Here is a 25,631-nt window from a genome sequence, read left to right on the forward strand (position 1 = left end):
TATTCATTAGGAGGAAGATTCATGACGACTAGAATAGTCTTGATTGATGATCATAAATTATTTCGTGAAGGTGTAAAACGTATCCTTGATTTTGAGGCAAGCTTTGAGGTAGTGGCTGAAGGTGATGACGGTAATGTTGCTCTTGAGCTGATTGAAAAGCATAACCCAGATATCGTTCTCATGGATATTAACATGCCCAGCATGAATGGTGTGGAAGCAACAGCTGAAATCACAAGTCGATATTCTGACTTAAAGATCATTATTTTGTCTATTCATGACGACGAGAATTACGTAACACATGCATTAAAAACAGGGGCCCAGGGCTATTTGCTGAAAGAAATGGATTCCGAAGCCTTGATTGATGCGATTAAGGTCGTTAGTGAAGGCGGCTCCTATTTACACCCTAAAGTGACGCATAATTTAGTTGCTGAATATCGCCGGCTCTCTGAAACGAAGGAAGGCAATGCTTACCGTGCTATTGAGTACAGAAAGCCGCTTCACCTTTTAACACGTCGAGAATGTGAAGTGCTGCAGCTTCTAGCTGATGGTAATAGTAACCGTGGAGTAGCCGAATCATTATATATTAGTGAGAAAACAGTAAAAAACCATGTCAGTAATATTTTACAAAAAATGAATGTGAACGACCGTACACAAGCAGTAGTGACAGCTATTAAAAACGGCTGGGTGGAGGTCGTTTAATCAATTGTTGAATAGAAGCTCTGAAGATAACGTTCTTCGGGGCTTCTTTTTTCTTGTTTATCATTAATATAGTAGATGCAAATGAATAATCCTTCATGTAAAATATAGAGGAGAGATTAATGAGACAACCCATACATTGATAAGGAGGTTGACCTATGAAAACTGCGATACTTACCGACAGCACGGCTTACATACCTAAGACTATCCGTCAAGCAAACCAAATCCATATGGTGCCGTTAAATGTCATCTTTGGCCATGAGTCCTATCAGGAAGAAGTAGACATTACCACAGAAGACTTCTACGATATGGTCAAAGAAAATCATGAACTTCCAAAGACCTCCCAGCCATCCACTGGGCTGATGAAGGAAAAGTTAGAGGAACTGGCCCGTGATTATGATGCTGTCGTAGCGATTCACTTATCCAGCGGAATTAGTGGGACGTATCAAGGAATGATAGCTGCCGGGAACATGGTTGAAGATATTGATTTCCACGTGTTTGACTCAGAAATCAGCTGCTTGATGCAAGGTTTTTACGCTCTTGAAGCGGCCGAACTTGCAAGCAATGGAGGTACACCTGAGCAAATCGTCCGTCGCCTTCAGGAAATGAAGTCATCAATGCAAGCCTACTTTATGGCCGATGATCTAAGCCACTTGCATCGAGGTGGCAGGCTGAATGGTGCTCAGGCCTTTGTCGGCAGTCTGCTGCAAGTGAAGCCTGTTCTTCATTTTGTCGATACAAAGATTGTTCCGTTTGAAAAAATTCGCACACGCAAAAAGGCGCTTAAACGCATCCTCACACTTTTTGGGGAAGATATTAATCGCGAAGGTACATTTCAGGCAAGTGTCATTCACGCCAATCGTTCTCAGGAAGCGCAGCAAATTAAACATGCCATTGAGGAGCAGTATGATAACGTTGAAGTGACCGTCAGCTATTTCGGACCGGTTATCGGCACCCACCTTGGTGAAGGGGCGATTGGTATGGGGTGGTATAAAAAATCCTAAGCGTTGTAAGACCAGGGCCCCACAATATGACGTGGGGTCGCTAGGCATTGAAATAGAACGTTTCCCCCTTTTTTATAAAAATCAGGAAGGTGATCACTTTGCCTCAATTATTCTCCACACGAAAAATCTCATCTCCCCCGCTGCCTGCCACACTTCAACTCATTCCAGAGCAGGCGCCTCACAAATGGATCGCAGGTAAACTTCTTACTCGTCGAGAAATCCCTTTATTAGAAGAAGAACTCACTGCATTAGTTACAGGAGGTCAAGTTCAAAAAGTCCTGTCGATTGAACAGCAGCGTTCAGGTTATGTTTGCCGGCGGTGCGGCAATAATAAGAACTATCTGTTTGCCGCTATGCCACACTTAGCCTGTCAAAAAGAATGTGTATACTGCCGTAACTGTATTATGATGGGACGTGTGCTTGAATGTGAGCCGCTCTATCTTGGCAGTCCTCACTATCCATGGCCGGCTATAGCCGAGCCATGTGCTTGGGAAGGGGAACTTACGGATGGTCAAACAAAGGCAGCAGATGAAATCGTTGCTACTATTTCTAAAGGGGATAGTGAATTGCTCGTTTATGCAGTCTGTGGGGCGGGAAAAACAGAGATGCTTTTCCCAGGAATAGCGACTGCACTGAAGTATGGACAAAGGGTTTGTATCGCAACACCTCGCACGGATGTTGTCCGTGAACTGGCACCAAGGTTGAAGCAGGCTTTCCCGCTTGTTTCGATTCAAGCTTTGTATGGTGATAGTGACGATAAGCTTGGTGATGCACAACTTCTGCTGTCAACCACTCATCAACTTTACCGATTTGCTTATGCATTTGATGTGATGATTATTGATGAAATTGACGCTTTTCCCTACCACAACGACACATCCCTCCAATTTGCTTCGAAACGTGCGGCGAAGCGCGATGCTGCCTTCGTCTACTTAACGGCCACCCCAAGGGCAAAAGAGAAAAAGCGTATCAAGCGTAAACAGCTCCCTGCCGTCTTCATTGCCAAACGCTTCCATGGCTATCCACTTCCAGTTCCTCGACTAAAACTTAGCCCCTTCCTACGAAAAAAGTTAGTTAACCGATCCCTCCCTAAATTCATTCTTCAATTGATTCGTTCCCACCAGCTTGGGGGCAGACAGCTCCTGTTATTTACCTCAACGATTGAATATGCTCATCTGGTTACTGAGATATTAAAGCCGATGTATCCTGAGATCACTTCGGTTCATGCCGAGGACCCTGACCGTGAAGAAAAGGTGCGTGCGTTTCGAAATCAAGCGTATCGAATCCTAGTGACGACGACGATTTTAGAGCGAGGGGTGACGTTTCCCTCTGTAGATGTGTATGTTCTTGATGCAGGACATGTTGTTTTTGATGAAGCGGCTCTCGTGCAGATCGCTGGGCGGGCTGGGCGCAGTCATGAGGATCCGACAGGGGATGTGTTCTTTTTTCACATTGGCAAAACGAATGCAATGCTTGATGCGCAGGAAGCGATTATTAAAATGAATCGACTGGGACAGCAATCATGAGGTGTCTGATTTGTGTAGAAGAGATTGTCCCAAAAGTGGGATGGGGCCAGTTCTTGCTTCCACAGAAGAAGATCAATCTGTGTGAGGTGTGTTCCGCGAGGCTAGCGAGAATTGATCTGGCTGGTTGTCCGAAGTGTGGTCGTGTGGATGCAGAAGGGGTTTGTTATGATTGTGTGCGCTGGGAGCACTCAGTGCAGTATGCTGGGTGCTTAGAGAAAAATGTTTCGGTGTACATGTACAATGAGTTTGCCAGGGAGGTTGTCGCAAGATGGAAGTATCGAGGGGACTTTATACTGATTGAAGCCTTTGCTGGAGCTTTACAGACGACGTATCATCAGCACTTCCGTGATGTGGGTGCGGATGTGGTGGCGATTCCGCTTAGTGAGCAGCGGTTTCGGGAGCGGGGGTTTAATCAATCGGATGCAATCATTGCTCAGCTCGGGTTTGATGCTGTCGACTTTTTCAAAAGAAAGGATAGTGAGAAGCAATCGAAGCGTGGGCGAAGGGAGCGGATGGGGGCTGACAATCCGTTTGTATTGGTGGGTGAGCCGAGGAAGCCTGTGCTGTTGGTCGATGATATTTATACGACGGGGATGACGGTGCGGCATTTGGCGTCGCTGCTGAAGATGAATGGCTGTCCAGTTGTTTATTCGTTGACACTTTTTCGTTAACATCTCTTTGGAATATGTGATGTTTGCCGATATAATAGAAAAAGAGGTTACAGGGGGATTTTAATGATGGCTGAGTTAGCGAATTGTCCGAGGTGTCATGGATTGTTTATGAAGGGTTCGGCTTCGGTTTGTCAAAATTGTTTGAAGCAGGAGGAACGCGATTTCCAGACGGTTTATGCGTTTATGCGGAAGAAGCAGAATCGGACGGCGAATGTGATGGAAATTGTTGAGGGGACGGGTGTTGATGAGGTGACGATTCGTGGTTTCGTGAAGGTGAAACGTCTGCACCCGGCTCAGTTTCCTGAAGTTACGTATGATTGTGAGAAGTGTGGGGCGCAAATTCGTGATGGCCGCTTGTGTGAGAGTTGTACAAATGAGATTCAGGATGGGGTTCGAAAGCAGGAGGAACTTGAGCAGCTGGGTGAGCGAAATAGGAAGGACGATATGGGTCGGGTGACTTATTATTCGGCTAAGCAGGATAATGACTAAACTTATTTTTTAGGTGTCCGATATATAGGGTAGCGATTTTAAACGGTGGAAGAGGTGAATGAAATGAAGATCAATGGTCCAAACCATTCTAATTTTAACCCTTATAAGAAGCAGGTGACTCAGCAGGCTGACGTTCAAAGACAAAAGCAGAGTCAGCAGGATAAGGTCGAAATTTCACACCAGGGCAAGGCGCTGCAGGAGTCGGAGCAGAAAAGCTCGGCGCGTCAGAAGTATGTGGATGAGATTAAGGCCGCTGTGAATGATGGCAAGTATCAGGTGGATCCGAATGCGACGGCGAAGAAAATGGTTGATTTCTGGTCGAACAAGGGATAAAGGAGAATGGCCGTGAACATCGATAGCATCATAGATCAAATGGAGCGTTTGAGGCAGCTTCACGATAGTCTGTTAGCACTTTCCAGTAAGAAAACGGAGGCATTGAAATCGAATGACACGGAAGCGCTGCAAGGGATTCTTGCTCAGGAGCGGAAACATGTGCAGGCGATTAATGGCTTAGAGAAGAAGCGGATGGCGGTTGTGGCTGAGTGGGCTGTGGCATCAGGTTTTATGAATGAGGCTCCGACGGTTTCAGAGATCCTGGCGGCTGTTGAAGGGGTGGAGCGTGAACGGCTTCAAGAGGCGTATGATTCCTTTATTATCGTACTTGCTGATTTGAAACAGCAGGAAGTGTTAAATGCGGAATTGACGAAGCAGTCGTTACAGTTTATCAATGTATCATTAGATTTGCTGCAGCCGTCGTTAAATCAGATGAACTACGGTAAGCCTGCGGGAACTGTGGAGCAGAAGCGGTCGGTATTTGATTCGAAAGCTTAAGAAAAAGAGGAGAATTTATATGGTTTCAACCTTTCATGGTTTAGAAGTGGCCAAGCGTGGTTTATTTACGCAGCAAGCGGCTTTATATACAACAGGGCACAATATTTCAAATGCGAATACACCGGGCTATACACGCCAGCGCGTTAATTTTGAACAGACGGGTCCGTTCCCGGCGGCTTCACGGAATCGTCCTGAGATTCCAGGGCAGATGGGGAGCGGTGTACAGGCTGGTTCGATTGAACGGGTGCGTGTCGGTTTTCTGGATGATCAATTTCGCGGTGAGAATAGTAAAACGGGTTACTATGAAGCGCGTTCTGATGCGTTTGGCAGGTTGGAATCATTAATGAATGAGCCGTCTGACAGTGGATTAGCTAAGACGATGGATCGTTTTTGGCAATCGTTACAGGACTTGTCCGTTAATCCGCAAAATTCCGGTGCTCGTGATGTTGTGGTTCAGCGAGGACAGGCTGTCGCTGGAACGTTCAATTATTTATCAAATACACTACATAGAATGCAGAATGATATAAAAACAGAAGTGGGCGTAACGACGAAAGAGATTAATTCATTGTCGAATCAAATTAATAATTTGAATAAGCAAATCGCTGAAGTAGAGCCGCATGGGTATGTGCCGAATGATTTGTATGATGAGCGGGACCGTTTAGTTGATCAGCTTTCAGGGATTGTAACGATTGATGTTTCTTATGAGGATACCCCTAGCTCTGCTGATCCGCTTGCCATGGGGAAAGCGACGATTTCATTAGTGGGGAATAATGGTCAGGCTTTGGATCCTCCAGCCACGCTTGTTGATGGTACAACGAACAGTGTAAATGAGGTAACTGTTAACTATCCAGATGATGAGATGCCGCTAGCTGAGTCGATTTCCGTTGGTGATACCTCTTATGATGTGGAAGATTTTTCACAAGGCAAGTTGAGAGGGTTAGTTGAATCTGGTGGATATATGGCCGGGGATGATGCTAGAGGAACATATGCGGACATGGTTTATGACCTTGATAAAATGGCGACCGCTTATGCAACTGCGATTAATACGGTACAAAAGGGCGGAGAGTCATTGAATTCGATGGAAGAGGGGTCAGAACCGCCGAATTTCTTTTTTGTAGATGATACGCTCACTACGGATGAAGCGGGAGTCGTGCGCGGGCTTGCGGGTTCGCTTGATGTAACAGATGCGGTGAAAGAGGACGCCGATCATATTGCTGCGGCCAATTCGGAACTTGCCGGGAGTGGTGGGAATGCACTTGATTTAGCGAATGTGTTGGATGAACCTGCTGCTATATTAGGCGAAGAAACGTCAGTCAGTACCTTTTATGAATCGATTATCGGGACCATGGCAGTAGAAGCACAAGAAGCCTACCGGATGGAAAGCAACTCTGCGACCTTGAAGGCGTCTGTCAATCAGCAGCGTCAATCAGTGAGCGCGGTCTCTTTGGATGAAGAAATGACGAATATGATTAAATTCCAGCATGCTTATAATGCAGCAGCTCGAAATATTACCGTTATTGATGAAATGCTTGATCGCATCATTAATCAAATGGGAAGGTAGGTGAGTGGTCATGCGCGTAACTCAAGGAATGTTAACGAATAATATGCTCCGTAACCTTAGTCATAGCTATAGCCAGTTAGGGAAATATCAAGAACAGCTTTATACAGGGAAGAAAATTAGTCAGCCCTCGGACGATCCGGTTGTAGCGATGAAAGGGATCAATTATCGTTCACAGTTGACAGAGGTTCAGCAATATAAACGCAATATTGGGACAGTTCATAACTGGATGGACAATAGTGATGCAGCATTGGATAAAGCAACAAAGGCGATGCAGCGGATTCGCGAGCTTACCGTTCAGGCGAGTAATGGTACATATGAAGACGGTCAGCGTGAAAATATTGCTAAAGAAATTCGTCAGTTGAAAGAGCACTTAGGCACGATTGCCAATACGAAGGTTAATGACAAATATATTTTTAACGGGGCGAACACAACGGAAGCTCCTGTTAATCTGAATGATTTCACGGTAGATAGTGAGGCGACGCCTGTTAACATTGAGGTTTCTGCTGGGGTTCAAATTCAGGTGAATGTCAATTCTGAGCCGGCTTTTGGTCAACAACTTTTTACCGATATTGAAGCGTTTGTCGATGCTTTAGAGGGTGATGGCGATGATGAAGAGCTCAGCGATTTTTTGGACACGTTTGATAAGCATATCAATGACATTATTAATGAGCGAGCTGACTTGGGTGCACGGATGAATCGTGTCGAGTTGATTGAAGATCGGATTGATGCACAGGAAGTTAGTGCAACGAAGATGATGTCAGACAATGAAGATGCGGATATTGAAAAAGTAATTACGAACTTAAAAACGCAAGAAAGTATTCATCGTGCGGCGCTTGGAGTTGGATCACGAATTATCCAGCCTACGTTGATGGACTTTCTAAGATAGGGCTGTCTCTACTAGGGGCAGTCTCATTTTATACGTGAAGGCGTTCGGTGTTGGCATAGGACGTGCCAATCTTATAAGGGAGGGATGGGAATGCCCGTACCTAAGGTTCAAATTCAAACAACGGAGGCTAGAATTGGGATAAATGTTCAAAAAGGGCAACAAACAATCCGTCAGCAAAAAGCCGAACTGTCGATCCAGCAGCCGAAAGCGGACATGACCATTCGCCAGCGTCCAGGGAAGTTAACGATTGATCAAACGAAGGCCTGGCATAATCTTGATTTGAAAAATGTGCTTGTACGAACGGAAGAGTTAGTCGGGGAAGCACGACAGATTTGGTTAGAAGGCATTGCCCGTGTTTCTCGTGAGGGTGATGAGTTGATGAGAATTGAGGACGGCGGTAATCCAATTGCAGCTCATGCGAAGCAGAATGCTAGATTTGAATTTACGATGCAGCCTGGTGGCCGGCCAGCTTATGATTTAGTTGATTTTAACTATGTGCCAGGGGAAGCGGAGATATCTGTTGAACCACAGAAACCGATTATTAAGGCGCAGCCCCGAGAACCTGAGATTGCTTATCAGCCGGGAAATGTTGATATTTATATGAGGCAATACGCCAATATTCAAATTGATTGGGAAGTGTAATACAAAGGATGGATGAAAATGAAAGTTGAAACGAAATATTTTGGTGTTGTTGAGGTAGAGGAGAACGAACTGATTCATTTTGAACAGGGGTTGCCGGGGTTTGAAAGCTACCGTTCTTTTGTGCTGTTGCCTGTTGATGAAACTGGAGTTTATTATGCTCTGCAATCTTGTGAGGAAGCGGGTGTTTCCCTGATCGTTGCGAGTCCTTACCTATTTTACAAAGAATATGAATTTGATTTAGGTAAACAAATGCAACTTGATTTAGATATTGGGAAGGCAGTTGATGTTGCGGTTTATAGTGTTGTAACCTTAAGAGAGCCATTTAAAGAATCTACCATCAACCTGCAGGCTCCTATCATTGTTAACGTGAATAATGGAAAAGCAAAGCAGTTGATTCTAGCGGATGAAATCTATCAAACTAGACATTCTCTTAGTCAGGAAGAAGGCGGTGAACAGCATGCTCGTCCTTAATCGAAAAGCTGGGGAATCGATTCGAATTGGTGACGATATTGAATTGAAAGTGGTTTCTGTTGAAGGCGGGCAGGTGAAGCTGGGCATTGATGCACCAAGGCATGTGGAGATACATAGACAGGAAGTTTATGCGGCGATTCAGAGTGAAAATACGGAAGCGGCTACGTTCTCTGAAAATCTACTAGATCTGTTAAAAAGTTCAAAAAAAGATTAAACTCCTGTGGAAGTCGTCCGATATAAGTAATGTACCACATTACAGAGTCGGCCGGCTTTTGTTTTGTAAACAACACAGCATCTCACAAGGACGTGGGGTGACCTATTCAAGGAGGAATTATTAAAATGAGAATTAATCACAACATCGCAGCGCTTAACACGTATCGTCAGTTAGGGCAAGCGAACCAAGCAATGTCTGGTTCAATGGAAAAGTTGTCTTCAGGTCTTCGTATTAACAACGCGTCAGATGATGCAGCAGGGCTAGCGATCTCTGAAAAAATGCGTAGTCAGATTCGTGGTTTAGACCAAGCACAAACAAATGCACAAGACGGTAAACGAGAAATGCCGCTCTAGACAGTAATGTTTAGATGAAAACTCCGTGAATTCGGTGGAACCCCAAACCAACCTTAATAGGTGGATGGTGGGCAATACCGAGCCAAGCCTAATGAATCGGTGATATGTAATTAGGAAGGTGTAACGATCAGGTGGTGAGGAAACCGTACCAATAACCCATCCACGAGCGCGGGGCACCCTGCATAAGGGTGAAGATATGATCTGAACTTTATGGAAACATAAAGAAGCCGCGGATAAACAGCCGCTGCGATAACATAATTGATTTCTATGATTCAAACTGCTGAAGGTGCGCTTAACGAAACACATAGTATCCTTCAACGTATGCGTGAGCTTGCTACTCAGGCTGCCAACGATACTAATACTACTGAAGATCGTGGTGAAATTCAGAAAGAAATGAACCAATTAACTTCTGAAATTAATCGTATTGGTAATGCCACTGAATTCAACACTCAAAAGTTAATTAATGGCGATAAAGATGCTACAACAACTTCTGCTACAAATATCACTGAAGCTGCTAATACTACAGGTGGTGTAAATGCTGTGGAGGCAGTTCAAGCTTCTGGAGAAATTGGTACGAGTGGCATTACACTAACTGCTACTTCAGGGGGCTCCTATGATGGTGCAGCTGGAAACTTAGATATTGAAATTGCAGGTTCATCAGGTGCTGCACCTGGGGCTGCAGTTTCTGGAGGCACACTAACTATTACTTTAGACTCCGATAGTACAATGGGTGAATCAGCGATCTCGGCTGCATTAGCTGCAGGTAGTTTAGATAATGAATTTAACATTTCTGGATCGGGTACAGTTGGGGCTACTGATACTGGCTCAATGACTGGTGGTACTGAAGCAGTATCAGAAGTGAAGTCAAGCGACACTTTCACTATTAGCACAGTTCCATCTGAAGGAGACAAATTAACAATTGGTTCAACAGATGTTGCTTTTTACGATAGTACATCTGGAACTTATGCTGATGCTACAGAAGCAGCTACAGATTTAGGTGTAACTGCGACTAATTTAATTGACACTAATGAGAAATCAACTGATCAAGTTGCTGCCGCTGTTGCCGGACTAACAGTAGCTGAAGGGTCTCTATTTGTTTCAGGTTCTGATGTTACTTTTACTTCATCAGCAGACGGAACATCAGGTGATGATACCACAGTTTCTTATACAGGGGTATCAACTACAACTGGTGGCGTTAATTTACAAATAGGTGCAAACGAAAATCAAAGTTTAACCCTTGACATTGGTGATATGCGAGCAAGTGCACTCGGGATTACTGGTGATGTAGGGGAGGCAGGGTTTACAAGCAGTAACACTGTAACCGATGGCACCAACAATGCTAAAGTAGAAGCTGCATTAGATGTTTCGAGCCATGCGAGTGCCTCAGCAGCAATTACTAAACTTGATGAAGCGATTGAAAGTGTATCAAGTGAACGTTCTAAACTTGGTGCATACCAAAACCGTTTAGATCACACAATCAATAACTTAGGTACATCTTCAGAAAACCTGACAGCTGCTGAATCTCGTATCCGTGACGTTGATTATGACCTAGTTGCTGCATAGGCAGGAATAGTCACAGTCGTCCTAGCTGGTAACGGCTAGAGAATACAATCGGGTGAATTGCTGGAAACCCCTTAGAACTTTTCTTACCACAACGTAGTTGGAAACGACAAGCGTGAAGGTGTGAAAAAAGAAAAGATTGGGCAATCAGCAGCCAAGCTCCTGTCTTGAAAGAGTGGAGAAGGTTCAACGACTAGGATAGACCATCTAAAGCTAAGGCTAAGATGATGAAATCCATAGGTGAGACAATGAGGTTCAACATTGTGGATCCGAAGTGCCCGGCCCCTACTAGAGTATTAGAGGGTGAAGATATAGTCTAGTCATTTATGAAAGTAAATGTTCGCACGATGGCGAAAGAAATGATGAACCAAACAAAACAAAGTATCCTTGCACAAGCTTCACAAGCAATGCTTGCAAAAGCAAATCAACAACCACAAGGAGTTCTACAACTTCTTCGTTAATAATCATTTAAAGGAGATCCTAATTAATTAGGGTCTCTTTTTTTATGAAATATTAAAACACACGTTCGTGTTTAAGGGTATAATAGTAGAGGGTGACTAATATGATTTATACAAATGAGTTTCGGGAAATGGACCATAAAAATTTAGTGCGAGATCCAATAGTAAAAATTTATAATGAGGTTTTTAGTGGGAAAATGAAAGCTTTACCTAAAGGAACATGGGAGAAGGAAAGAAATTGCATTATCATCGTTCGTTTTGTATTAGAGGTAAAATTAAAACTAACGAATGAGCAAATCCCTAAAATCACCAGGCATACAATTAGAGAGTATAAGCTTTGGGGTGCTCTTAATCGCTTTAAGTCAATCCGAAAATTGATTATGTTCGTGTATCCAAATCAATACGATGAATTTGACTTTCTAAGAGTACCTGTTGATTACTGGAGCAATACGAATAATATTAAAAAGCGTTTGGAGCATTTTATATCAGAAAATGGTTATGATTTTAAGGATATACCTGAAGTTGTCACCTATGAAAGGCTAATAGAGTGGGGATTTTCTAACCCACTAAAAAGGTGGGGGGATTCCCCATTTAAATTAATTAATACGATATATCCTAATGAATTTACATATACAGATTTTAGAAGTGTTCCTAAGGGATACGGAAGGAATAAAGAATTGTTAAGTAGACATTTTATTAAAATGCTGGAGAAAGAGCATATTCCATTTGAAGAAGCGCCTAAAAAAGTGACGCAACAAATGTTAATTAGGCATAGGTTTAGTGGTGCATTAAAACATCACAACGGTTCTCCTTCAAAATTAATATTATCTCTGTTTCCAGATCAGTACGATATAACCATGTTTACAAAGCCAAATCGCTATTGGGAAAATGTAGACAATGGAAAACAAGCGATTGAAGAGCTATTGCGAGAATACAACATACCACTCCAAAAAATCCCTCAGTATGTTACAAAGAAGTTTTTAAAGGAAAATGGATTATCTGGGTTATTAGATGTCCACCATGGATCTCCTATAGAAATTATTATGAAATTCTATCCGAACATGTTTGATGTTACAGATTTTCAAAGAGTGCCAAATAGGTACTGGTATAGTAGAGAAAACCGCATATTGGCTCTGCGAAATTTTTGTAAGAAAAGGAATATGTTTAGAGAAGATCTCCCGCACTTAACCCACGCTTATTTTAGAAAGTTTTTTCCAAGATTTATTAGTCTGGTGGATCGCCATTATGATAGTAAATACTACCTTTGGATTATGGAGTCATTTCCTGAATATAAATTTAAACCGGAAGAATTTGAACTAATGATTGGCTCTGACGGACAGATTTGTGATTCAAAGGAAGAACTAACGATTCATAACTTTCTTGTCGATAACCTAGGGAGTGGTGACATAATTAGAGAAGGGGAACGTTTTAATAATTTCTTGCAAAATGAAGTATATATTCCGGACTGGATAATTAAGCAAGGTACCAGGACATTTATTTTGGAGTATTTTGGATTGTATCAAAGTAATAAATATAGAGGTTACACGGAAAAAGCCAACAGAAAAATTAAATACTATAAAACTTTGAAAGACTATACTTTTATAGCTATAATGCCTAATGTGTTTAGAAGAGCAGGATTTGTGGGAATTAAGGATCTTTTGCAAGAAAATGGCATGAGTTTATAATAGCTCTTTGTCAATAACAAAAGCCAGCCGCTTCCGGCTGGCTTTCATCATTCCTATTGAATAAAACTTGTATCCACTAACCCCTCTAAATCAGGCTTCTCCTTCAAAAACTCAAGCTCATAAGAAGAATTAGCAAAGTCCTGCAATACTTTTCCGTCTATATCGTAAGTGAAATCGATGCGTTCCCACGCGTTGTCAATCACTGATTTAGATAGCTCTTGATCAGTGATCTCTTTAATCTTATCAATCGCGATGGTTTTCGCTTCTTCTGGATTGTCTTTGATAAACTCTGTTGCTTTTTTATGGGCGTCAACGATGCTTTGCACCATGTCTGGATTGTTTTTGACTAAGTCTTGTGATGTTACAAACACGGCTGCTGGTAATGTTTCGCCGTAAGCAACATCTGGTGTGTCTACGAGGACTTCACCGCTGCCTTGTGCTTCGATAACGGAAGCCCATGGTTCAGGGACTGTAGCTGCGTCAACGTTTCCTGTTTTGAACATGCTGTGGTAGGTGGCTGGTTTTCCTGTGACGTGTTTCATTGTTCCATCAATGCGGTCAGAGGTAATGCCGTATTCTTCCATCATCATCGTTTCGAACTGGACGTCGTGTGTACAGCCGACGCGTGGGGAGATGAAGGTTTTTCCTTTTAAGTCTTCGGGTGTTTCGATGTTGGCGCCTTTTCTGGCCATAATCACGGTTCCACCTGTTGATCCTGCGGCTACGACGTTAATTTTCGCTCCGCTTGTAAAGTGGTTCATAGCTGGGCCTGGTCCGACGAGGCCGCCTTGCACTTCGCCTGTTTCGACAGCTGTCATGAATGCTGAGCCATCAGGGAAGTATTTGTAGTTTACTTTTGTTCCGTCTGGCAGCGTTTCTGAATAGAGGTCTTGTTCTTCGGCTACCATGCCGGCAACGTGGTTAATGTTCGGGAAGTACCCGATGGTGATTTCCTTTGATCCATCTCCACTTGCTTCTTGCTCGCTGCTTCCACAGGCAGCTAATACGAGACTCATTGTAATTAATACGAAAATTGATAAGAATTTCTTCATCTAACTTTCATCCTCCTTTTATTTGGCTAAACCCCAACGTTTCATAACGTTTTTCTCTAATTTGGAAAATACGAGTTGATCGACAACGGCGCCAATCACTCCGATTATAATAATAATGCCAATGACTTGATCCATGCGGGCATAATCTTGCGCGTATCTCAATGAGTAGCCTAATCCTGGTCCGTTACTGAGTAATTCCCCGGCCATTAAGGCGCGCCAACTGAAGGCCCAGGCGAGTCGAACCCCTGACATGAAGTAAGGAATGCTTGCTGGGACTTCAACGCGGTAAAATAAGCCTAATCCTTTTGTTCCCATCGTCCTGGCTGCCTTTACGAGGTGAGGGGGGACGTTATGAATGGCTGATCGGACGTTTAAGGCCATGACGAAGGTTCCGCCTAAAACGACGACGAAAATGACGGCAAATTCTGTGAAGCCAAATAGCATGATAGCTAATGGAACCCAGACGATACTTGGGATACTTTGCAGGGCAATTAAGTACATGCCGGCGGTTTCATCTGCTTGCTTTGATTTGCCAAAAATAACCCCTACGATCGTTCCAAACAAGATCGCCATTGACATGCCCAAAAGCAAATGTTTAAAGCTTGCCCCTAACGCTTTTACGAAGTCTCCACTTGCGAATCCTTCATAAAGTGCTGTCCAGACTTGATTTGGTGATGGGAAAATAATATCTTCAAACACATCAGCTGAATAAATCAACTGCCATAATCCGATGACTGCGACTAAAAATAGTACACGTTTAACGACTATATTCAATTTCATTTGATAGCTCTTCCTTTAAGACTTTGTTAATTTCGCCTTCAAGTAAATCCATGACCTTCTTCTCAAGTTCGATGACTTCCTGATGATCTCGTTGTCTTGGTCTAGGTATATCTATTGTAAAATCGGCGATAATTCGTCCAGGGCGTGTTCCCATAACAACGACACGGTCTGATAGTTTGATAGCTTCCTGGATGCTATGTGTAACGAAAAGAATGGTTTTTTGCGTTTCTTGCCATATTTTTATTAACTCATCATGCAGGATATGGCGTGTTTGTTCATCGAGTGCTCCAAATGGTTCATCCATTAGCAATACTTTAGGATCCATGGCGAGCGCCCGGGCAATGGCAACACGTTGTTGCATCCCACCTGAGAGTTCATAGGTGAAATTCTGCTTGAAGCGGCTTAAGTGAACCATTTTTAAAAAGTGATCGGCACGGTCGTTGGCTTCTTTTTTACTCATCGTTCCCTTTAATGGGAAGGTGACGTTGTCGCGGACATTGAGCCAGGGGAATAAGGAAGGCTGCTGGAAAACCATGCCACGGTCGGGTCCGGCTTGCATAATTTCTTTTTCTTGCAGGGTGATGGTACCTTCAGTGGCTTTCTCGAGTCCTGCTACCATGGACAATAGTGTTGATTTCCCACATCCTGAAGGGCCTAGAATGGATACGAATTGGTTTTCGGCTATACTTAAGTCAATATCGGAAAAAACTTCAAAGGATGATTGCTGATCTTGATCGGTAAAGGTTTTTCCAACATGATTCATTTGTAAAAACAACGAACTACCTCCTTATTACGATAATTCCTATAAAAAAAGTCGGCTTTAAACATTGTATTAAATTATACAGATTTGTTGACAGTGGTGTCAATTGTTTTTCTTACCAAAAGCAAGCGGATTCTACCCAAATCGTGCTTGATTCTTTCGAAATGGAGAAAGATTCTTCCCTAATTTGGAATCATTCTGACTAAATGCCGAATAATTCGAACTTAACGCGATTTTTTCCTATTATGTATTCAACTCTGTTAAACTATTGCCGATATAAAGAAAAAAAGATTAGAAGGTGAACAGATGAGTGATATGCGGATAGGCGGTTTGGCATCCGGGATGGATATTGATAAGCTTGTGAACGATTTAATGAGGGCAGAACGCCAGCCTTTGAATAAAATGGAACAAGATAAAACGTGGACGGAATGGCAGCGTGATGCTTATCGTGACGTCAATAAGCAGCTTTTTGAGTTAGATAGTATGACACTTGATATGAATCTATCAAAAACCTATCAATCGAAGGAGGTTACTTCGCCATCTGCAGCGATTAGTGCGGAGGCTTCTTCAAGCGCTGGGGATGGGAATTACAATGTTCAGGTCACTCAGATGGCTACAGCCGCTTATAATTTGAGTGAGACAAGGCTTTCGAAAGCGGGTGAACAAATTGATCCAACAGCATCATTGTCCTCGCAAGAAAGTAAGTTTGCTAATGGTTTTGATGGGGGTGACTTTACCATTACAACCTATGGAGAAGATGGTCCTACGACAAAAACGTTCTCTATCGATATGGAGCAGTCGTTAAATGATGTGTTGGATGAGATTAGTAATTCTGACTTAGGCTTACGTGCCTTTTATGACAGTAGTGCGGACAAGGTTATGATTGAACGTACACAAACAGGTAATTACAATACGGACAATTCGAAGTTTCTAGGTGCCGAGATCGGTTTTGATAGTACTACTGCAGGATTTCTTTCTAATACTTTAGGGATAAAAAATGGCGATAATTCTTCTGGGACATGGAAGTTGAATGAAAAAGGCGGTCAGGATGCTACATTCAAATACAACGGCTCTTTAGAGATTACAACTCATGATAATAATTATACATTAAACGGTGTCACTTTTAACTTTCATGCGGTGATGGAGACGGCAGTCAATGTAAATGTATCGAACAATATTGACAGTGCTGTTGAGAACATCACGAAGTTTGTAGACAAGTATAATAAAGTCATTGAAAGTTTGAATGAACAAGTATCAGAGAAACGGTATCGTGATTTTCCTCCTCTCACTGAGAAACAAAAAGAGGATCTGGAAGAGCGGGAGATTGAGCTTTGGGAAGAAAAAGCAAAAAGCGGGATGCTTCGTAATGATTCTACGATCCAGAACGCCTTATTTGAAATGCGCTCCAATTGGTACAGCACGATTGATACTGGTGGAGAATTTACACAGTTGTCGCAAATCGGGATTAAAACAAGTTCCGACTATTTAGATGGCGGCAAGCTTTTGATTACAGAGGACGAGCTGCGAGAGGCTCTAAGGGAAGATCCAAGGGCTGTCCAGGAGTTATTTGCGGGAAACAGTGAAACAGGAAGTAAAGGTATTATTGACAAGTTGGAAGAGACGATCGCTGACACCCGTCAAACCATTGAGCGTAAAGCCGGGAAACCTACGAGTACCGAAGAAACGTACATGCTGGGCCGGAGACTTGAAGATATGGAAGATCGGATGGAGGCGTTTGAGGATCGTCTTGTTCAAATTGAGGACCGTTATTGGTCACAATTTGGCCAGATGGAACAAGCCATTCAGCAATTAAACTCTCAGTCCGCCTTTTTGATGTCAAACTTTGGCTAACATTTTTTCAAAAGGAGTGTCGGGTAGATGTCGATTCAAGCCTACCAAAATAATTCAGTAGAAACAGCTTCTCCGGGAGAGCTGACGCTTATGTTATACAATGGATGTATCAAGTTCATTCGTTCAGCGAAGAAAGCGATAAGCAGTGGTTCCATCGAACAAAAAAACACCTCGATCCAAAAAGCTCAGGCCATTATTCGAGAGCTAATGCTGACGATGAATCAGGATTATGCTGTATCCAAAGAGGTCCTTCCCCTTTATGATTATATGAACCGTCGGCTGATGGAAGCGAATAGTCAAAACGATAGCGCGATTCTTGATGAAGTAGAGGGACTCGTTACTGAGTTCCGTGATACGTGGAAGGAAGTTATTTTGCAAACGAGAAGAGCCCAGCATGGTACAGGCGGGAATGCGTAGTGGCAATGTGGGAACAGTTTGCATCGATTACTGCACAGCTTGATGAAATGATTCATCAAAGGGTCACAGATCAAAACCGTACGAAGGTTTTAGAAGAAGTGGACAAGCTTCTGGATCAGCGGGAACAGTTGTTAACAAGTCTTCCGCAGCCGCAAACATCAGAGGAGCAAGCGATTGTCGAAAGAATTATCAAAAGAGAACCGGCAATGAATCAAAAGCTTGAATTTTTGCTGAACGATTTGAAGGTGGATTTACGCAACATGAAAAAGCAGAAATCCAGCAAGCAGCGCTATACAAATCCCTATCAAAGTGTTTCGACTTATGATGGGATGTTTATGGACCACAAAAAGTAATAGGAGACGATTATGTCAGAATTAACAGCTTCTCAACATCATATGCTAAAAGAATATAAACAATTGTTAGCGGTCATTAGTGAAGGATTCGAATACTTAGAAAAGAATTTAGATAAAGAAGCACCTCCTCAAGCACAACAGGTGTTTGAAGATGTGTTAGTTGCTTTTCAACAGCTAAGCCATACACATGAGCAAATTCTTGAGCTTCTTCACGAAGATGCACGCACAAGAGAGCTTGTGAACGAGTTTCACGATATCGTCAAGCTGCTTGAAAAATGGTTCATACTAGGAACCAATCAAGAAAAGCGTCAATTACTCATACAAGAGGTCGTTCCTGTTTATGAAAGCTGGCGCTCACGGATGCAGTCCTTCATTAATCCATATACGGCCCATTAAGGGATCAGAGGTACCTTGTTTATATAAAAATGAGGTGCTTCTTTTTCTAATAAAAATTCCCCTTTCTTTTTAGAAAATATTCTGTCGTATTTGCATTCATATGTGTCTGTTGTTGTCAAAAAGGTAATTATCATGCGTTGATAACGCTCATTTCCGCGGTGATCTCCTAGGTTCCAGCATTTACCGACACTATTTCGTCAAAAAATTCCGAAAGTTTATGCAGGAATGAGGCAGGGTATGGTAGAATATAAACTACATAAGGATGAAAGGAGGACACTTGTAATGAATTACAATATTCGTGGTGAAAATCTTGAGGTGACTGATTCCATAAAGGAATATGTGGAGAAAAAGGTGGGCAAACTTGAACGCTATTTTGACACTCCCCTTACTTCAGAGGTTCACGTAAATTTAAGTGTCTATAATGATGAGCAGACAATTGAGGTAACAATCCCGATGAAGAACTTGCTTCTTCGTGCAGAGGAACACAATACTGACTTATACGCTGCCATCGACCTTGTGGTGGATAAACTTGAAAGACAAATCCGAAAGCATAAAACAAAAGTCAATCGGAGGTCTCGCCAAGAAGGTGCTCCTAAATACGTCTTTGCTGAACTGGAAAGGGAAGCACAACAACAACAGCTTGCAGTAGAAGATGAATCTGATATTGAAATTGTAAAAACGAAGCGTTTTGATCTTAAACCAATGGATAGTGAAGAAGCAGCACTCCAAATGGATATGCTTGGACACGCATTCTATGTGTTTACCAATTCATTAACAGACGAAACAAATATTGTTTATAAACGTCGAGATGGTCGTTATGGCTTAATCGAAACGTAATAAGGCATTCTTTAAAAACCGGCAGCAGCCCTGAAAACACAGGGCTGCTGTTTTTTTGTTGGGAGAACCTTTACTAGTAGTATCTTATGTACGTTAATAAGGCTCTGCTTTTGTTGCGAAAAGTATAAATTACTTACATTTTATATTCCCGTATTGACGAGAAAGGCCTTTTTACGTCGTAAAAACCCGTTTTATGAAATCAAAAGATTAACTGAAGCGGAGAACCATGCATTTTTCTTCCTATATAAATGGTGTTATAAATGAGTTGTACCATACCTGCCAGGGAGGCGAACCAATGAAAAATACTTATATGTGCTCCGACTGTGCTCATCTTTATCAAAAGATGCAGCAACAGGAAGAAACCATTGCCCAGCTTGTTGAAATTATCGGTGTCACGAATCGCCGTGTTTACGATCTTGATCAGAGACAGCTAGGCATGGCGCATGAGCTTATTCGTGAGCGTCAACCCCGTTTTGTTACCTCTTCTACCTCTTAATCGCCTCCTCCAAATAGACAATCCATCCCCGGATTGTCTATTTGTCTGTTATTTGAATGAAACTTGTCCAGGTTCGGGGCTAAGGGAAGGGGGCTTTACGCATTTCGTGTTTGTTGTCAGCCTGCTTCCCTTAGTGTTATGATAATGATTGGATTATACTATTCAACCGAAGATTGGAAATCAATAGAGGAGCGGTTGCAATGCTTGGAACTTTAAAGAAAATATTTGGTGATGATAATACACGTCAGCTCAAGCGTCTGGGAAAAATAGCTGAGCAAATTGATGCCCTAGAATCTGATATGGAGAAGTTATCAGATGATGGGTTAAGAGAGAAAACAAATGAATTTAAACAACGCTATGAAAAAGGCGAAAAACTGGATGATATGCTAGTTGAAGCCTTTGCGGTCGTCCGTGAAGGTTCTAAACGTGTGCTTAATATGCGCCCGTTTACGGTTCAGCTTATAGGCGGGAATGCTTTACATGAAGGTAATATTGCCGAGATGAAGACAGGGGAAGGGAAGACCCTCGCCTCTACCATGCCTGCCTATCTTAATGCCATTACGGGTAAAGGTGTACACATTATTACAGTCAATGATTATTTGGCAAGCCGTGACGCAACAGAAATGGGTGAGCTTTATAAATTTCTTGGACTGACAGTCGGTCTCAATACGAATGGATTGTCTAAGGATGAGAAGCGTGAAGCTTATGCTGCTGATATTACGTATGGCACAAACAATGAATTCGGCTTCGATTATTTGCGCGATAATATGGTTTTATATAAAGAGCAAATGGTTCAGCGTCCGCTTCATTTTGCCATTATTGATGAGGTGGACTCGATCCTAATCGATGAAGCTCGTACCCCGCTAATTATATCTGGTACGGCTTCGAAATCAGCTGATCTCTACCAATCGGCAAATTCGTTTGTTCGACTGCTTAGCGGTGAAGAAGACTTTACTTATGACGAAAAAACGAAAAACGTTCAATTGACGGAAGAAGGAATCAATAAGGCGGAGAAGTTTTTTAAGATTGAAAACTTGTTCGACCTATCCAATGTATCACTGATTCATCACATTAATCAGTCATTAAAAGCTCATGTAACCATGCATCGCGACACCGATTACGTCGTTGATGAAGGTGAAGTAGTGATCGTTGACCAATTCACTGGGCGCCTGATGAAAGGCCGCCGTTATAGTGATGGTTTGCACCAATCGATCGAGGCAAAAGAAGGTCTGGAAATTCAAAATGAAAGCATGACCTTAGCATCGATTACCTTCCAGAACCTTTTCCGTATGTATGAAAAATTATCTGGAATGACGGGGACAGCGAAAACGGAAGAAGAAGAATTCATGAACATTTATAATATGCGGGTTGTCATGATTCCGACGAACAAGCCGATCGTTCGTGATGATAAAGCCGATCTCGTGTATAAAACGATGGATGGGAAATTCAAAGCTGTTGTCGAGGATATTAAAGAACGTTACCAAAACGGACAGCCTGTGCTTGTCGGGACAGTTGCTGTTGAGACGTCTGAGATCATTTCGCGTTATTTAACAAAAGCGAAAGTACCGCACAATGTGTTAAACGCGAAGAACCACTTCCGTGAAGCAGAGATCATTGAGAACGCTGGTCAAAAAAGTGCTGTTACTATTGCAACGAACATGGCTGGACGTGGTACAGACATTAAACTAGGAGAAGGCGTTATTGAAGCAGGAGGTCTTGCCGTTATCGGTACAGAACGACATGAGTCTCGTCGGATCGATAACCAGCTTCGTGGCCGTTCAGGGCGTCAAGGTGATCCTGGTATGTCGCAATTTTATCTAGCCACAGATGATGAGTTAATGCGTCGCTTCGCTTCAGATAATATGCGCAGTATGATGGAACGTCTAGGCATGGATGATACCCAGCCTATTGAAAGTAAAATGATTTCCCGTGCCGTTGAATCTGCTCAAAAACGAGTGGAGGGCAATAACTTTGACGCACGTAAAACAGTACTTTCCTATGATGATGTACTTCGTCAGCAGCGTGAAGTGATCTATAAACAGCGTTATGAAGTGCTGACTTCAGAGAACTTGCGGGAGATTATTGAACAGATGATTGAACGTACTGTTGCAGAAACCGTTCAAGTTCATACGGCAGATGAAGAAGATGAAAACTGGGATCATGCAGCTATTGTTGAGTATCTTCGTGCCAATCTCCTTGAAGAAGGTGACATTACGGTAAGTGATCTGAAAGGGAAAGAGCCTGAGGAAATGCAGGAGCTCATTTTGGAAAAAGTGAAGATGCGCTATGACGAGAAAGAGGAAGAACTTTCAGAGGAACAAATGAGAGAGTTCGAAAAAGTCATCTTGCTGCGCTCCGTCGACCAAAAATGGATGGACCATATTGACCAAATGGACCAGCTTCGTCAGGGAATTCATTTGCGTGCTTACGGTCAAAATGATCCACTGCGCGAATACCAATTTGAAGGCTTTAGTATGTTTGAAAAGATGGTCAAAACGATCGATGAAGAAGTAGCGCGTTATATCATGAAAGCTCAAATTAGAAGCAACCTGCAGCGTGAAGAAGTTGCCCAGGGAGCAAAAGCTGTTTCGAGCGGAAGTGAAGAAAGTAAAGAAAGTAAAAAGAAATCGCCTTATGTGAAGAAGGATACTGTTGGGCGTAATGACCCTTGTCCATGCGGCAGTGGTAAAAAGTATAAAAACTGTCACGGAAAGTAATAGGATGAGGCACTCTCTGCTTTTTTTAGGGGGTGTCTTGCCTTGTGTTTAACGAACGTTAATAGGAGTGATCTAGATGGATATGGCAGAAATTCGCCACGAGTTAGATAATACAGCTAAGCAGTTAGCTGATTTCAGGGGGTCTCTTTGACGCCGATCAAAAGAAGACACGCATTGCTGAGCTTGAAGAACAAATGACTGAGCCCGGATTTTGGGATGATCAGGATACTGCTCAAACAGTGATCAACGAAGTAAACGCTTTGAAGGGACTGGTCCACACCCTTGAGGATCACGAGGAAACCCATGAGAACCTTGAAGTATCTTATGAGTTGGTTAAGGAAGAAGAGGATGAAGATCTTCGCGCAGAACTTGAAGAACAAGTTGGGAAATTGGCATCTGACTTAAAACAATTTGAGCTCAACATTTTGTTAAGTGAACCTTATGATAAAAACAATGCGATCCTTGAACTGCATCCAGGTGCAGGTGGGACCGAGTCTCAAGACTGGGCAAGCATGCTTTTGCGTATGTATACAAGATGGGCGGAGAAAAAAGGGTTCTCTGTACAAACAATGGATTATCTTGCTGGAGATGAAGCGGGTGTGAAAAGTGTTACCCTCCTTATTAAAGGCCACAATGCATACGGTTATTTGAAAGCTGAAAAAGGGGTACACCGTCTCGTGCGAATCTCACCATTTGATTCTTCCGGCCGGCGCCACACTTCATTTGTTTCGTGTGAAATCATGCCGGAGTTTAATGACGAAATTGAGATTGATGTGCGGACAGAGGACTTGAAAATCGACACCTACCGTTCAAGCGGGGCCGGTGGACAGCACGTTAACACGACAGATTCAGCTGTTCGAATTACCCACCTTCCTACAAACACGGTGGTTACTTGTCAGTCTGAACGTTCTCAAATCAAAAACCGTGACCAGGCAATGAAGATGTTGAAGTCTAAGCTTTACCAACTGGAGATCGAGCGTCAGCAAGCTGAAATTGATGACATCCGTGGTGAGCAGAAAGAAATCGGCTGGGGCAGTCAAATTCGTTCTTACGTTTTTCATCCTTATTCCATGGTCAAAGATCACCGTACGAATGTAGAAAACGGAAACTCTCAGGCTGTTATGGATGGCGAACTCGATAAATTTATTAATGCTTATTTACGATCTAAAATGAATTAACCGTTGCCTCCCTTGTCATTCTTAGACAGGGGATTTTTCATTTTTACGGATATATTTCAAAATCGCGGTTATATTTTGAATTTCGCGGATATAATGGACAAATCATGGGTAAAACTGAATCATGGCTAAAGCACAGAAATTACAGAAATCACGCACCCCAAACTTCACCCACCTTGCCATTCTGTCATTTTCAAGCAAACTTTGCTATTCTAATTAGAAACAGCTACATATTTGAAAGGCGGTATCCATGATGAAGGTGAAAAAAGCAATTATTCCTGCAGCTGGATTGGGGACACGTTTTCTTCCAGCTACGAAAGCGATGCCAAAAGAAATGCTTCCAATTGTCGACAAGCCGACAATTCAATATATCGTCGAAGAAGCCATCGCTTCAGGGATTGAGGATATCATCATTGTGACGGGCAAAGGGAAACGCGCGATTGAAGATCATTTTGATCACGCGTTTGAACTTGAAGACAACCTCTATAAAAAAGGAAAACTGGATTTACTTGAGAGAGTAAAGCGTCCGGGTGCAGTGGATATTCATTATATCCGGCAAAAGGAACCAAAAGGGCTTGGACATGCCGTTTGGTGTGCTAGGAAGTTTATTGGCAATGAACCGTTTGCTGTACTGCTAGGTGATGATATCGTCGAATCACAAGAGCCATGTTTAAGGCAGCTAATGGATCAACACGAGAAGACAGGGGCTTCCATTATTGGGGTGAAACAAGTTCCAGAGGAAGAAACCTATCGATACGGGATTATTTCTCCTAACGATCAAAGTGGGCGTCGTTACCAAGTTGAGCACTTTGTTGAAAAGCCCAAAGTGGGTGAAGCTCCGTCAAATTTAGCCATTATGGGACGCTACATCCTGACACCGGAAATTATGGACCTGCTTGATAGTCAAGGAGAAGGGGCAGGAGGAGAAATTCAGCTGACTGATGCAATCGAACGCTTAAATGAGAGCCAGCGTGTGTATGGTTATGAGTTTGAAGGTCAACGGTATGATGTCGGAGACCAATTAGGATATATAAAAACTACAATAGCCATGGCACTTGAGCGTAAGGATATGCATGACGAGGTTTTATCAGCCATTCATGAAATTGTTGAAAAGGAAGCATCAAAATCATAAAGACGGTTACACTATAAAAACAGATCTCTCTCTAGGTCTTATTTTAGCGGTGTTTAGAAGGAATCATTAGCAGAAGATGGTTTTAAAGGAATTAATTTGGGTTATACTAGAAATTATCATGACAATTTTTGTCTTCAAGGAGGTACAGTAATGAATAAAAAATTATTGACAGCATTGTTTGGAACCGCGTTAGTCTTAGGTGCCTGCGGAGGCGGAGGCGGCGGTGAGGAAGGAGCTGAATCTGGTGGAGGAGATACCGGAGGCTCAACGGGTGAGGAGCAAGCAGCCGGAGATGTCAATGTACAAGCAGCGGAACAAGCATATGAACAAACATGCGCAAGCTGCCACGGTGGAGACCTTACAGGAGCAGTAGGTCCTGGTTTAACTCAAATCGGATCTAAATACTCGGCAGAGGAAATTGCAGATATTATTAATAATGGTAAAGGTCAAATGCCTGCACAAGGCGGAAATGTAGAAAATGTTGAGAACTTGGCTAATTGGTTAGCTTCAAAGAAATAACAGGCTATACTTAATGAACCCGGCTGAATTTCAGCCGGGTTTTTTTGCGACTTTAGGACTATTTTTGATGAATTGAAGGCATGAAAATCTGTGTTTTTTACA

The 25,631-nt window shown here is 42.7% G+C and carries 28 protein-coding genes and 1 pseudogene; 26 read left to right on the forward strand and 3 right to left on the reverse strand.

Annotated features, from left to right (window positions below; translation table 11 throughout):
* Window positions 1-21: 21 nt before the first annotated feature.
* The 16 genes and pseudogenes from MUO15_RS19140 (at window position 22) to MUO15_RS19220 (ending at window position 13,044) form a co-directional block, all read left to right on the forward strand.
* Window positions 22-699, forward strand: coding sequence for a response regulator (locus tag MUO15_RS19140; protein ID WP_245031846.1), 678 nt, complete (start codon window positions 22-24; stop codon window positions 697-699).
* A gap of 155 nt (window positions 700-854) precedes the next feature.
* The gene (locus tag MUO15_RS19145) at window positions 855-1,700 is read left to right on the forward strand and encodes a DegV family protein (protein WP_245031848.1); all 846 of its coding nucleotides are present in this window, start codon (window positions 855-857) and stop codon (window positions 1,698-1,700) included.
* Between the two features lie 98 nt (window positions 1,701-1,798).
* Complete coding sequence (locus tag MUO15_RS19150) at window positions 1,799-3,223, forward strand: ATP-dependent helicase ComFA (RefSeq protein ID WP_245031850.1); 1,425 nt, start codon at window positions 1,799-1,801, stop codon at window positions 3,221-3,223.
* Window positions 3,220-3,894 carry a ComFC family protein gene (locus MUO15_RS19155; protein WP_245031852.1) on the forward strand — a complete coding sequence of 225 codons (675 nt, stop codon included), beginning with the start codon at window positions 3,220-3,222 and terminating at the stop codon, window positions 3,892-3,894. The genes MUO15_RS19150 and MUO15_RS19155 overlap by 4 nt, the downstream gene beginning before the upstream one ends.
* 63 nt (window positions 3,895-3,957) lie before the next feature.
* Window positions 3,958-4,383 (forward strand): TIGR03826 family flagellar region protein, encoded by a 426-nt coding sequence (locus MUO15_RS19160; protein ID WP_245031854.1) that lies wholly within the window; start codon window positions 3,958-3,960, stop codon window positions 4,381-4,383.
* Between the two features lie 63 nt (window positions 4,384-4,446).
* A complete protein-coding gene (gene flgM, locus MUO15_RS19165) occupies window positions 4,447-4,716 on the forward strand; it encodes a flagellar biosynthesis anti-sigma factor FlgM (RefSeq protein WP_245031856.1) in 270 nt (89 codons plus the stop codon).
* A gap of 6 nt (window positions 4,717-4,722) precedes the next feature.
* Window positions 4,723-5,214, forward strand: coding sequence for a flagellar protein FlgN (locus tag MUO15_RS19170; RefSeq protein ID WP_245031858.1), 492 nt, complete (start codon window positions 4,723-4,725; stop codon window positions 5,212-5,214).
* A gap of 19 nt (window positions 5,215-5,233) precedes the next feature.
* A complete protein-coding gene (gene flgK, locus MUO15_RS19175) occupies window positions 5,234-6,775 on the forward strand; it encodes a flagellar hook-associated protein FlgK (RefSeq protein ID WP_245031860.1) in 1,542 nt (513 codons plus the stop codon).
* A gap of 10 nt (window positions 6,776-6,785) precedes the next feature.
* On the forward strand, window positions 6,786-7,661 hold the full coding sequence (gene flgL, locus MUO15_RS19180; RefSeq protein WP_245031862.1) for a flagellar hook-associated protein FlgL: 876 nt from the start codon (window positions 6,786-6,788) through the stop codon (window positions 7,659-7,661).
* A gap of 90 nt (window positions 7,662-7,751) precedes the next feature.
* Entirely contained in the window at window positions 7,752-8,303 is a 552-nt protein-coding gene (locus tag MUO15_RS19185; RefSeq protein WP_245031864.1) for a DUF6470 family protein, read from the forward strand.
* 18 nt (window positions 8,304-8,321) lie between these two features.
* Window positions 8,322-8,774 (forward strand): flagellar assembly protein FliW, encoded by a 453-nt coding sequence (gene fliW, locus MUO15_RS19190; protein ID WP_245031866.1) that lies wholly within the window; start codon window positions 8,322-8,324, stop codon window positions 8,772-8,774.
* Window positions 8,761-8,988 (forward strand): carbon storage regulator CsrA, encoded by a 228-nt coding sequence (csrA, locus tag MUO15_RS19195; protein ID WP_245036097.1) that lies wholly within the window; start codon window positions 8,761-8,763, stop codon window positions 8,986-8,988. The genes fliW and csrA overlap by 14 nt, the downstream gene beginning before the upstream one ends.
* 125 nt (window positions 8,989-9,113) lie before the next feature.
* Window positions 9,114-9,320 (forward strand): annotated as a pseudogene (locus tag MUO15_RS19200) (flagellin N-terminal helical domain-containing protein); the annotation flags it as partial.
* A 288-nt stretch (window positions 9,321-9,608) separates the two neighbouring features.
* Complete coding sequence (locus tag MUO15_RS21820; RefSeq protein ID WP_305853255.1) at window positions 9,609-10,904, forward strand: flagellin N-terminal helical domain-containing protein; 1,296 nt, start codon at window positions 9,609-9,611, stop codon at window positions 10,902-10,904.
* 359 nt (window positions 10,905-11,263) lie between these two features.
* Window positions 11,264-11,362 carry a flagellin gene (locus tag MUO15_RS19215; RefSeq protein ID WP_396266363.1) on the forward strand — a complete coding sequence of 33 codons (99 nt, stop codon included), beginning with the start codon at window positions 11,264-11,266 and terminating at the stop codon, window positions 11,360-11,362.
* A gap of 101 nt (window positions 11,363-11,463) precedes the next feature.
* A complete protein-coding gene (locus MUO15_RS19220) occupies window positions 11,464-13,044 on the forward strand; it encodes a DUF4046 domain-containing protein (RefSeq protein WP_245031868.1) in 1,581 nt (526 codons plus the stop codon).
* Window positions 13,045-13,097: 53 nt separating this feature from the next.
* On the opposite strand, the gene MUO15_RS19225 is transcribed toward MUO15_RS19220, so the two are convergent.
* From MUO15_RS19225 to MUO15_RS19235, 3 genes are read right to left on the reverse strand one after another with little or no spacing between them, the layout of a single operon-like run.
* Window positions 13,098-14,096 (reverse strand): ABC transporter substrate-binding protein, encoded by a 999-nt coding sequence (locus MUO15_RS19225; RefSeq protein WP_245031871.1) that lies wholly within the window; start codon window positions 14,094-14,096, stop codon window positions 13,098-13,100.
* Window positions 14,097-14,114: 18 nt separating this feature from the next.
* The gene (locus MUO15_RS19230; RefSeq protein WP_245031873.1) at window positions 14,115-14,876 is read right to left on the reverse strand and encodes an ABC transporter permease; all 762 of its coding nucleotides are present in this window, start codon (window positions 14,874-14,876) and stop codon (window positions 14,115-14,117) included.
* Window positions 14,854-15,651, reverse strand: coding sequence for an ABC transporter ATP-binding protein (locus tag MUO15_RS19235; protein WP_245031875.1), 798 nt, complete (start codon window positions 15,649-15,651; stop codon window positions 14,854-14,856). The genes MUO15_RS19230 and MUO15_RS19235 overlap by 23 nt, the downstream gene beginning before the upstream one ends.
* Window positions 15,652-15,942: 291 nt before the next feature.
* Between MUO15_RS19235 and MUO15_RS19240 the strand changes: the two genes are divergently transcribed.
* The 10 genes from MUO15_RS19240 to cccB all read left to right on the forward strand — a co-directional run bounded on the left by MUO15_RS19240 (window position 15,943) and on the right by cccB (window position 25,529).
* Window positions 15,943-17,487, forward strand: a complete 1,545-nt coding sequence (locus MUO15_RS19240; protein ID WP_245031877.1) for a flagellar hook-associated protein 2 — start codon at window positions 15,943-15,945, stop codon at window positions 17,485-17,487.
* A 27-nt stretch (window positions 17,488-17,514) separates the two neighbouring features.
* On the forward strand, window positions 17,515-17,904 hold the full coding sequence (gene fliS, locus MUO15_RS19245) for a flagellar export chaperone FliS (protein ID WP_245031879.1): 390 nt from the start codon (window positions 17,515-17,517) through the stop codon (window positions 17,902-17,904).
* A 5-nt stretch (window positions 17,905-17,909) separates the two neighbouring features.
* On the forward strand, window positions 17,910-18,257 hold the full coding sequence (locus tag MUO15_RS19250; RefSeq protein WP_245036099.1) for a flagellar protein FliT: 348 nt from the start codon (window positions 17,910-17,912) through the stop codon (window positions 18,255-18,257).
* A gap of 12 nt (window positions 18,258-18,269) precedes the next feature.
* Window positions 18,270-18,653: a DUF8042 domain-containing protein gene (locus MUO15_RS19255; RefSeq protein ID WP_245031881.1), complete on the forward strand. Its 384-nt coding sequence runs from the start codon at window positions 18,270-18,272 to the stop codon at window positions 18,651-18,653.
* A 282-nt stretch (window positions 18,654-18,935) separates the two neighbouring features.
* A complete protein-coding gene (gene hpf / locus MUO15_RS19260) occupies window positions 18,936-19,490 on the forward strand; it encodes a ribosome hibernation-promoting factor, HPF/YfiA family (protein ID WP_245031883.1) in 555 nt (184 codons plus the stop codon).
* 295 nt (window positions 19,491-19,785) lie between these two features.
* On the forward strand, window positions 19,786-19,986 hold the full coding sequence (locus tag MUO15_RS19265) for a hypothetical protein (RefSeq protein WP_245031885.1): 201 nt from the start codon (window positions 19,786-19,788) through the stop codon (window positions 19,984-19,986).
* Between the two features lie 200 nt (window positions 19,987-20,186).
* Window positions 20,187-22,703, forward strand: coding sequence for a preprotein translocase subunit SecA (secA, locus tag MUO15_RS19270; protein WP_245031887.1), 2,517 nt, complete (start codon window positions 20,187-20,189; stop codon window positions 22,701-22,703).
* A gap of 76 nt (window positions 22,704-22,779) precedes the next feature.
* A protein-coding gene (gene prfB, locus MUO15_RS19275; protein WP_245031889.1) for a peptide chain release factor 2 occupies window positions 22,780-23,881 on the forward strand; the annotation gives its coding sequence in 2 pieces (ribosomal slippage) (window positions 22,780-22,851 and window positions 22,853-23,881; 1,101 coding nt in all).
* 247 nt (window positions 23,882-24,128) lie between these two features.
* The gene (gene galU, locus MUO15_RS19280) at window positions 24,129-25,010 is read left to right on the forward strand and encodes a UTP--glucose-1-phosphate uridylyltransferase GalU (RefSeq protein ID WP_245031891.1); all 882 of its coding nucleotides are present in this window, start codon (window positions 24,129-24,131) and stop codon (window positions 25,008-25,010) included.
* Between the two features lie 150 nt (window positions 25,011-25,160).
* On the forward strand, window positions 25,161-25,529 hold the full coding sequence (gene cccB / locus MUO15_RS19285; protein WP_245031893.1) for a cytochrome c551: 369 nt from the start codon (window positions 25,161-25,163) through the stop codon (window positions 25,527-25,529).
* Window positions 25,530-25,631: the final 102 nt, after the last annotated feature.

The organism is Halobacillus amylolyticus, from assembly GCF_022921115.1.
Taxonomy (GTDB): Bacteria; Bacillota; Bacilli; order Bacillales; family Halobacillaceae; genus Halobacillus_A; species Halobacillus_A amylolyticus.